This window comes from Rheinheimera sp. (assembly GCF_020217005.1).
Taxonomy (GTDB): domain Bacteria; phylum Pseudomonadota; class Gammaproteobacteria; order Enterobacterales; family Alteromonadaceae; genus Pararheinheimera.
Genome location: NZ_JAIWOI010000264.1, coordinates 1 through 10,000 on the forward strand (window position 1 = coordinate 1; position 10,000 = coordinate 10,000).

Consider the following 10,000-nt stretch of genomic DNA (forward strand, 5'->3'; position numbering starts at 1 on the left):
TGGCCCTATGGCGCATCCCATACGACCAGAGCAAGTGCTGGAAATGAACAACTTCTACACAGTCACAGTGTACGACAAAGGTGCCGAAGTGATTCGTATGCTGCACACCTTGCTCGGACAGGACGGTTTCAGAAAGGGCATGGATTTATACTTCAAGCGCCATGACGGTCAGGCAGTGACCTGCGACGACTTCGTCAATGCTATGCAGGATGCCAATGGTCGTGATTTAACCTTGTTCAGACGCTGGTATCAGCAATCTGGTACACCGGAATTAAAAGTGTACAGCCAGTTTGATGCCAAAAAGCGTGAATTTAAGCTATTGATGGAGCAACACACTCCTGCAACCGCAGATCAGGCCGAAAAGCAGCCTTTGTTATTGCCGATAAGGCTTGAGTTATTGAGTGATGGAATCAGTCATAGCTATCTTTTAGAGATGACTGAAGCTCAGCAGGAGTTTAGTTTTGCTGCGACTAAAAAGCCGGTACCAGTGTTGTTAGCAGATTTTTCAGCGCCGGTTAAATTGCAGTACCAATACAGCTTGAACGAACTGTTGTTGATAGCTCGTGATGCGAAAGACGGTGTAGCACGCTGGGATGCCATTCAACAACTTTGGCAACTGCAGGTTAAAGCAGCCATTGAAGCAATAAGTTGCGGCGCAGGCTATCAGTTACCTGCTGCTTTGCTTGAGTTCTATCGAACATTATTAGCTGAGCCACTGGACGATTTGGCTTTCACTGCTGAATTATTGACAGTGCCTTCGTACGACATGGTGGCTGAGCAATTTGATGAGATACCAGTCCAGGATTTGGTCCTGGTATTAAACAGTTTTGAGCAGCAATTGGCAGAGCAGCTGGTGGAACAGTGGCAGCAACGGTACCGAGACTTGCTGTTGAGTCCATATCATTACCAGCAGCAACAAGTAGCCCGGCGAGCTTTACGCTCAGTTTGTTTGCATTATCTTGCCCGTGTAGCGGGGCAGGATGAAATTTTGCGCCGACAATATGAACAAAGCGACAATATGACGGACCAGTTGGCCGTGCTGCGTTCTTGTCGTAGTGCGTCGCACCCTTTGTTTGCGGAATTGATGACTACCTTTGAGCAGCGCTGGCACTCCGATGTGTTGGTGTTAGATAAATGGTTCAATTTATCGGCTTCTTACCCGCAACCCAGTGTTTTTGAGACTCTGGAGCAACTGACTGCTCACCCGCAGTTCAGCTGGCAGAATCCGAACAGAGTGCGTGCTGTATTTGGTGCTTTTTATCAGCAGAACCCCGCCATGTTTCACGCGGAAGACGGTAGGGGCTATCAGGTATTGGCAAAGGTAGTGCTGAAAATGGATGGAATTAATCCGCAGGTAGCATCGCGTTTAGTGACGCCATTGTTATCCTGGAAACGTTATCAAAGCGCCAGGCAACAGCAGATCAAAGCTGTGTTGCAAAGTATGTTGGCGAATGAGTTGAGTAATGATTTATATGAGAAAGTGAGTAAGAGTTTAAGTTGATGCGACAGTATAAATTCAGATTGGTGCTGGATGTAGATCAATGCCTGGCCTTTTATCAGGGGCTCTACACAGACGTTGTGGTCCAGGCTGACAACGGTCAGACAGTGCAACTGCCTCTGCGGCATTTCAGGCCCTACATCAGCCATTCTGGGGTGAACGCTCGCTTTGTATTAACTTTGACCGAACAGGGTAAGTTCGCTGCTTTGGAAAAAATAAATTAGAGTTATTACTTAAAACGCTGACTTAAAACAAAATGAGCAAATTCTGCCACTTTAGCTATTATTTTCATTTAGTTAGCTGATCTTTGTTCAACTGGTCAAACCGGATTCAGTTTATGTAGGGGGCTGAAGAGGTGTTAAAGGGAAAAAACTGAATAAAAATCAACAGATTTGACGGATCGCAAGCCTTGCGCCCTGATCAAAATGATGTAATGATTTCTTCGATACAAGCTGACCTCCGAGCAGTTGGTTGGCTCAAAATAAAAAATAACAAAATACCTGCAGGGACAGGGGGGGAGATAACGAATGAATACTAAGCCAGGTGCCTTCGCCAGAAGTACTTTAGCTGTGGGTGTTGCTTCTGCATTATTGGCCTTGTCGGCCACTAGTGCTCAGGCCGCCACTTTTAGTTTTGATGATGTAGAAGTTGTATTTGACTCGACCTTTTCTTACGGTGCCAGCTGGCGTGCTGAAGACCGTAACTGGGATACCATCAGTAAGGTTAACCATCCACGTTTTGACTGGACTAATTACAGCGCTTTTACCAACCCCATTTATACAGGCGCACAAATCTGGGCTCAGCCTGGCGCCTATTCGAGTAACGGTGATGCCGGTAATTTAAACTATGACCGCGGCGATATGTTTTCCGAAGTCTTCAGGGGGACTCACGAGTTATCAATTGCCAAAGGTGATTTTGGCTTTTTTGGCCGTTTCACGTACTTCTATGACTCAGCATTGATGGACGATGAGGGGGCTTATACCAATCCTCTGTCCGGTAACAAAGTGGATCCTTGTGCTGATGACGAAGCCAGAGATCTGGCTTGTCGTGATGTCCGTTTGTTGGATGCGTATGTCTACGGCAACTTTGCGTTAAATGATGGTGCTAATCCACTGTCAATTCGAGTGGGGCAACAGGTATTAAGCTGGGGTGAAAGTACTTTTATCCAGCATGGTATTAATATCACACCTATAGATGTTGGCGTGGCGCGCAGTCCTGGCGCCGAATTAAAAGAAGCCTACATTCCAGTTGGTATGGCCTGGGCTTCGTTAGGTGTTACTGAAAACTTAACGGCCGAAGTGTTTTATCAGTACGAGTGGGAAAACAGTTATCTGCCTGTACCTGGCTCTTATTTCTCTACTAACGACTTCGCTGGCAAAGGTGGTTACAACCAGAACATCCAGTTAGGTTTTGCTGGTAATCCAGATATTGACCTGGATTTTCTGGTGGGCGAAATGAATAAGTTGTCTCAAAGTGCTCCTGCCTTGTTAGGTGCGCTGACTAACCCGGCTTCAACAGCGGCACAGCGTGCTGCTGCAGTCAATGCGATGCTGGCTTACTCCACTAAAGTAACATTAAGACCGCAAGGTTCAGCTGGTGAGATTGAACCAGAAGACGGCGGTCAGTACGGTATTAAACTGGAGTATTTTTCTCCGGAGCTGAATGATACCGAATTTGCGTTATACCATATGAATTACCATAGCCGTACTCCGTTGATTTCAGGTATAGCTTCAGATTTTCGTGTTGGTGTGGATGCCAATGGACAACCATTGGGCGTGATCCAGTCTTTGGCTTATCTGGCTGCGAATCAGGGAAAGATCAATAAAGATAATATCAATGAGTTGGATGTATTTTCCAAAGGTTTAATCCAATATCCGGAAGACATTAAGCTTTATGGTTTTAGCTTTAACACTACAGTGGACGGAACTTCTGTTGCCGGTGAACTTGCTTACCGTCAGGATGAACCGTTGCAAATTGATGACGTAGAAATTCTGTATGCCGGTATGCCGGAACAGTTGGCAAACGCGGGTTTACGTCCTGAACTTGAAGGTATTAGTCAGATTGGCCGTTATGACGGCAACAAAGTTGGACCTGGTGAATTTGCTCAGGGTTTTATTTTGTCTGATACCACTCAGGCGCAAATTACAGTGACACATTTATTTGGTCCGACCTGGATTGCAGACAATTTCACTATGCTGGCTGAAGTGGGCGGTATCAAAATTAACGATATGCCGGATCAGTCGGTGTTACGTCTAAATGGACCTAATACAGATCGTAGTGGCGGTCCATTGTTGGGAACTATTAACGGCGGTCCGCTGGTCAGCAAAGATGGTGTTCATACGGCATTGTCCAATGGTGCTGAAACCAATCCTTTCCCAACTGCATCGGCATGGGGTTACCGTTTATTAGCCAAAGCAGATTTCAACGACGTGTTTGCTGGTGTCAATATGTCGCACCGTGTGGTGTTTTCACACGACGTGAACGGTATCACGCCTGACCCACTCTTTATGTTCTCTAAGGACAAAAAATCTGTTGGTTACACTGTCGCATTTGATTATCTGAACCGCTGGTCTTCAGAGTTTTCTTACAACGCCTTTTGGGGTGGTGTAGGCACAACGAACAATACAGCTGACCGTGATTTTGTATCTTTTAACATTAAATACTCTATTTAAGGGACGAGGCGAGAACCATTATGAAAAAACTCACCCTGATTGCATCCACTATTGCGCTAGTAGTTAGCTGTGGTGCTATTGCGAAATTAACTCCGGACCAGGTAGCCCGTTTGGGGGCAGATTTAACACCTCTTGGTGCTGAAAAAGCCGGCAATGCCGATGGCAGTATCCCAGCCTGGGAAGGTGGCATAAAATCAGCTCCTGCTGGTTATAAACCAGGTGATCACCACCCGGATCCATTTGCTGACGACAAGATACTCTTTACCATTGATAAATCTAACCTGGCTCAATATAAAAATATGTTAAGTCCGGGGCAGATCAAGCTGTTTGAAGCTTACCCGGACAGCTACAAAATGAATGTGTACCAGACGCGTCGTACTGCTTCTTACCCACAGTACGTTTACGATGCGACTAAAAAAATTGCCGGAAGTGCTGAGCTGGTAGAAGGTGGTAACGGTATAGTCAACGCTGCTATAGGTATTCCATTTCCAATCCCATCAAACGGTTTAGAAGCGATCTGGAACCATACCCTGCGTTTCCGTGGTGTGGCAGCCAGTCGTAATGGTGGTCAGGTTGCACCTACCGCCAACGGCGATTTCGTGACTATAGGTTTTGATGAACAAATTATGTTCAAATATTCAGCACCTGATGCCACGATCGAAGCATTACAAAAAGAAAATATTCTGTTCCGCTTTAAGCAGGCGGTCACTACGCCGGCTCGTTTGGCAGGTACAGCTCTGTTGGTCCATGAAACTATGGATCAGGTAAAAACTCCTCGTCAGGCCTGGACTTATAACACAGGTCAACGCCGTGTGCGTCGTGCGCCTAACGTAGCTTATGATGCGCCAGGTACTGCGTCCGATGGTCTGCGTACTACAGATGACTTCGATATGTTTAACGGCTCACCAAACCGCTATGACTGGAAGTTAATTGGCAAGCAAGAGCTGTATATCCCTTACAACAGCTATAAATTACACAGCAAAGATGTGAAATATGCGGACCTGATCAAACCAGGTCATATTAATCCTGATTATGTACGCTGGGAAAAGCACCGTGTATGGGTGGTTGAAGCCAACCTGAAAAGTGGAACCAGCCACGTATATGGTAAACGTGTATTCTTCATTGACGAAGATAGCTGGCAGGTTCATGTAGCGGATCTGTACGACAACAGGGGCGAGCTATACCGTGTTGCAGTAGCACATGGTCTGAACTACTACGAAGTACCCACGCACTGGAGTACGCTGGAAGTTTTCCACGACCTGAACACCCGTCGTTATATTGCGATTGGTCTGGACAACGAAGACAAGATGTATGACTTCTCTGTGCAGTTAACAGATAACGACTTTACGCCAGCGGCGCTGCGTCGTGAAGGTACCCGTTAATCTGTCAACATCTAATAAACGGTTGGCTTGATGCCAACCGTTTTTGTTTCTAAATTGCAGCTGAGTGAAAACTCTAATGATGGTTAAACTTTTATCCTCTGTCGCAGCGCTGCTGCTGACTACACAAATTCAGGCTGAGCCGGCGGTTTTGCCTTCTCCCTCTTACCTGATGCCTTTGGCAGCTAAGGCTGTTTTGACCGATATGATCCGCGTCGATGATCAGCTGTACATTGCTGTTGGTGACCGAGGCCATTTATTGGTCAGCAATGATGCTGTTCACTGGACTCAGATCCAGACACCAGTGCAAAGTTTGTTAACTTCAGTGTATTTCATCGATGAAAAACATGGTTGGGCCGTAGGGCACGACGCCACTATCATCGCGACACAAGACGGTGGTCAAAGTTGGCAGTTACAGCAATTTAAACCTGAAACTGACAAACCTTTGTTTGATATTTTGTTTTCAGACGCGAACAACGGTATAGCCCTGGGCGCTTATGGAATGTTCTACCGTACAACAGACGGTGGTAAAACCTGGGCCGATGAGTTTCATCTGGAGTTGGTTGGTGCTGAAGATCAAGAGTACTTAACAGAGCTTAAAGACAGCGATCCGGCTGCCTATCTGGAAGAACGCGCTTCAGTCTTGCCCCATTTTAACCGTATTTATCAGCACAACAACGTACTGTATCTGATTGGTGAAGCCGGCTTTTTTGCTACAAGTGCCGATTTTGGTAAAAGCTGGACCCGCCATACTGAGTTTTACAATGGCTCTTTGTTTGGCTTAAGTATGACTGCGAAAAATACTCTGATAGCTGCAGGTTTACGCGGTCATGTGTTCAGAAGCACTGACTTAGGTCAAAGTTGGCAACAAGTTAAACTTGATCAGACAGCGACACTGAACAGTGTGCTGACAGATGATGCTGGATATGTCTATCTGACAGGAAACGCCGGTACTTTGTTGGTCAGCCGCGATGATGGAGCCAGTTTTACCGCTGTACCAACTCAAGACAGTAAAGCCATTTTGAATGCCATCGCAGTCAAAGGTCAGCTTGTATTAGTGACAGAGGCTGGAATTCGAACCTTAGCAATCAAGAAGTCGGAATAACATGAGTCTGAACCGAATTGTAACGAGCTGTGAGACGGCATTGTTCCGTCACAGACCAGCTGTGATTGTACTTTTTGTACTTGCCACTTTGTTTTTATTATTTAAAGCCAGCCAAATAAAGCTGGACGCTGCTTTTACCAAGAATATCCCTTTGCAGCATGAATACATGCAAACCTATATGCAGCACGCTAAGGATTTTGGGGGGGCTAATAATATTCTGGTGTCTGTGTGTGATGCCAAAGGCAATATTTTTAACCCAGACTTTTTTGCAGCTTTCAAAAAAATCCACGATCAGATTTATTACCTGCCTGGGGTAGACCGCAGTCTGGTGAAATCTCTTTATAGCCCCAGCACGCGTTTTGTTGAGGTGGTCGAAGATGGTTTTGCCGGTGGTCCTGTTATTCCAGCCGAGTTTTCTCCAACACCAGAGGGTTTGGCTGTAGTCAAATCCAACGTGGAAAAAGCCGGTATTGTTGGGCGGATGGTGGCAGACGATTTCAGTTGTGCCATGGTGACAGCTCAATTGCTGGAAGTAGACCCTGAAACTCAGCAAAAACTCGATACCATTAAATTTGCGGCGGAGCTTGAGCAGCAGGTGCGTGGCCAGTATCAAAACGAGAATTTGACTGTACATATTATAGGTTTTGCCAAAATGGTAGGTGATGTGGCTGATGGAGCTAAAGGCGTTTTAGCTTTTTTTGCTGTTGCCATAGTCATTACCGCCATTATGGTCTATTTGTTCAGTGGTTCAGTGATGCTTACACTACTGCCTATTGTTTGCTCTTTGATTGCGGTGATTTGGCAAATGGGGATGTTAACCGTATTAGGATTTGGCATTGACCCTATGTCTATTCTGGTACCGTTTCTGGTGTTTGCAATAGGTGTTAGCCATGGCGTGCAAATGATCAATGCGACTGGCAAAAACGTTGCGTTAGGAATGGATGCAAAAACCGCCGCTCAAGCCAGTTTTCGTAAACTGCTGATCCCTGGTGGCATCGCTTTGTTGTCAGACACAGTTGGCTTTTTAACCTTGCTGATTATTGAAATTGGCGTTATCCGTGAACTAGCCGTTACCGCCAGTTTAGGTGTCGGCATTATTATCCTGACTAATCTGGTGTTGTTACCTGTACTGATGTCCTATGTCAGATTCAGCGACAAATATAAACAGAAGGTTCAGACTCCTCATCCCGGTATTGAGAAGTTCTGGTATAGCCTGTCGTCCTTTGCCACTCCCAAATATGCTTTGGTGATATTAGTAGCGACTGCAGCGCTGTTTGGCCTGGGCTGGCATCAAAGCGCACATTTGAAAATTGGTGATTTGCATCCGGGCGCACCAGCATTGCACGAAGACTCGGTCTACAACCAGGATACCTTCCTGATCACCGACCGATATGCTATTTCCGTTGATTACATCAATGTGATGGTTGAGACACCTGCCAATGGTTGTACTTTCCATGATGTGATGAATAGGATTGACCAGTTCCAATGGCAAATGGAGAACGTGCCTGGTGTTCAGTCAGCGGTGTCGCTGGCATCGGTATCTAAAACCATCAATGCGGCTTACAACGAAGGCAATGTGAAATGGAAAATCTTGCCTCGAACAACTGAAAGTCTGGTGCAATCCTCCAGTAGGGTCGAAACCAGTACAGGTTTACTCAATAGTGATTGTTCAGTGATGCCTGTGATCTTGTTTTTAAACGACCATAAAGCTGAGACTATTGAAACTGTGGTTGCTGCAGCGAAAAAAGCTGGTGCTGCGCTCAGTACAGATGAAGTGAAATTTAAGTTAGCTTCAGGACCTGTAGGTGTGATGGCCGCCACGAATGAAGCAGTAGATGCGGCTCAGACTCCAATGATGTGGTATGTCTACGGTGCTGTTATCATTTTGTGCCTGATTAGTTTCCGTTCGGTGAAAGCCACCGTCGCAGTGATAGTGCCGCTTTATGTGGTGTCTGTTCTTGCAACTGCCTTGATGACCAAGCTGGAAATTGGCTTAACTGTTTCAACTCTACCCGTAATAGCGCTGGGTGTAGGAATAGGGGTTGATTATGGCATTTATATTCTGTCGAACATGACGCAGTTGCTGCGTGATGGCACGCCACTGCGTCAGGCGTATTTCACAGCGTTAAAAGAGACAGGTAGTGCTGTACTCTTTACTGGTATTACGCTGGCGATAGGTGTCAGTACCTGGGTGTTTTCAGCGCTGAAGTTCCAGGTTGATATGGGCATACTGCTGACCTTTATGTTTTTAGTGAATATGTTGGGTGCAGTTTTGGTGTTGCCGGCACTTGCTGCCTTTTTTTGGCGAAAAAATAACTAGTCAAAAAACTGCATGTTTAGACAAGAAAATGGCCGTAAGGCCATTTTCTATTTAAAGCGGATGAATAACTTGTCAAATCAGCTATTTTTATTCTGGTACAACCAGTTACAAAGACATAAATAAAGCTCGAAAAGCCCGTCAATACTCAATAAACTTCGCACCTGACACGCTCTGTATGTAAGCAAACCAGGTCTAAGTAGGCCGAGGTTTCAAAAAAGGATACAAAAATGGCACTGATAGACGGTCAACCTTCTGTACTACTACAAAATGTAAGTAAACTTATTCGTTCTAAAGTCAAAGATCAGGTAGAACTGGTCGAAAAATTTGCCCACACTCTGTACGGCAATATGTCCCATGAAGATTTGTTTGGTCGTAATGACAGCGATTTGTATGGCGCTGCATTAAGTTTATGGCAAAGCTTTAACGGTCATACGGACGCAAAAGCATTAATCCGTGTTTTTAACCCGGAAATAGCGAAACATGGCTGGGAGTCCAAACACACTATTGTTGAAATAGTGGTCAAAGATAGTCCGTTTTTAGTGGATTCAGTGCGGATGGCGTTAAGCCGGCAATCTATCACTGCGCATTTGTTGTTGCATTATCCTTTGCAAACACTTCGTAACGATAAAAACGACATCACAGATTTCTTTAAGTTAGGTACTGTGGACCAAGCCAGCACCGAGCAAACCGTATTCCATATAGAAATTGATCGCATGACAGATAAAGCCGCAATAGAGGCGTTAACCTCTGAATTGCAGTCTGTGATGGAAGACGTGTCTTTAGCTGTGCAGGATTGGAAACCTACCAGGGACAAATTGTTGCAGGTGATTGCTGAGTTGCCCAAACAAGCTGGTTCGATAAATCCAACAGAATTGGAGCAAGCAACAGAGTTCCTGAATTGGATGGCAAAAGATAACTTCACTTTGTTGGGCTATCGGGAATACCGCATTAAAGCTGTGGAAGGCGATCACAAAATTGAAGGCGTCAACGAGAGCGCCTTAGGTTTGATGCGCCGTTCTACTTCGC

6 protein-coding genes and 1 pseudogene are annotated in these 10,000 nt (G+C 45.6%); all 7 read left to right on the plus strand.

The window, feature by feature from the left end:
• Window positions 1–1,501, plus strand: a 1,501-nt coding sequence (locus tag LDL40_RS12870; protein WP_300995780.1) for a DUF3458 domain-containing protein, incomplete at its 5' end; no start/stop codon positions are given.
• A complete protein-coding gene (locus LDL40_RS12875) occupies window positions 1,501–1,722 on the plus strand; it encodes a DUF2835 family protein (RefSeq protein ID WP_300995781.1) in 222 nt (73 codons plus the stop codon). The genes LDL40_RS12870 and LDL40_RS12875, both read left to right, overlap by 1 nt.
• 303 nt (window positions 1,723–2,025) lie before the next feature.
• Window positions 2,026–4,170: a DUF1302 domain-containing protein gene (locus LDL40_RS12880; protein WP_300995782.1), complete on the plus strand. Its 2,145-nt coding sequence runs from the start codon at window positions 2,026–2,028 to the stop codon at window positions 4,168–4,170.
• A gap of 20 nt (window positions 4,171–4,190) precedes the next feature.
• Window positions 4,191–5,552: a DUF1329 domain-containing protein gene (locus LDL40_RS12885; RefSeq protein ID WP_300995783.1), complete on the plus strand. Its 1,362-nt coding sequence runs from the start codon at window positions 4,191–4,193 to the stop codon at window positions 5,550–5,552.
• Window positions 5,553–5,628: 76 nt separating this feature from the next.
• The gene (locus LDL40_RS12890) at window positions 5,629–6,654 is read left to right on the plus strand and encodes a YCF48-related protein (protein ID WP_300995784.1); all 1,026 of its coding nucleotides are present in this window, start codon (window positions 5,629–5,631) and stop codon (window positions 6,652–6,654) included.
• A 1-nt stretch (window position 6,655) separates the two neighbouring features.
• Window positions 6,656–8,974, plus strand: a complete 2,319-nt coding sequence (locus LDL40_RS12895) for an MMPL family transporter (RefSeq protein ID WP_300995785.1) — start codon at window positions 6,656–6,658, stop codon at window positions 8,972–8,974.
• A 227-nt stretch (window positions 8,975–9,201) separates the two neighbouring features.
• Window positions 9,202–10,000, plus strand: a pseudogene (locus tag LDL40_RS12900) (NAD-glutamate dehydrogenase domain-containing protein); the annotation flags it as partial.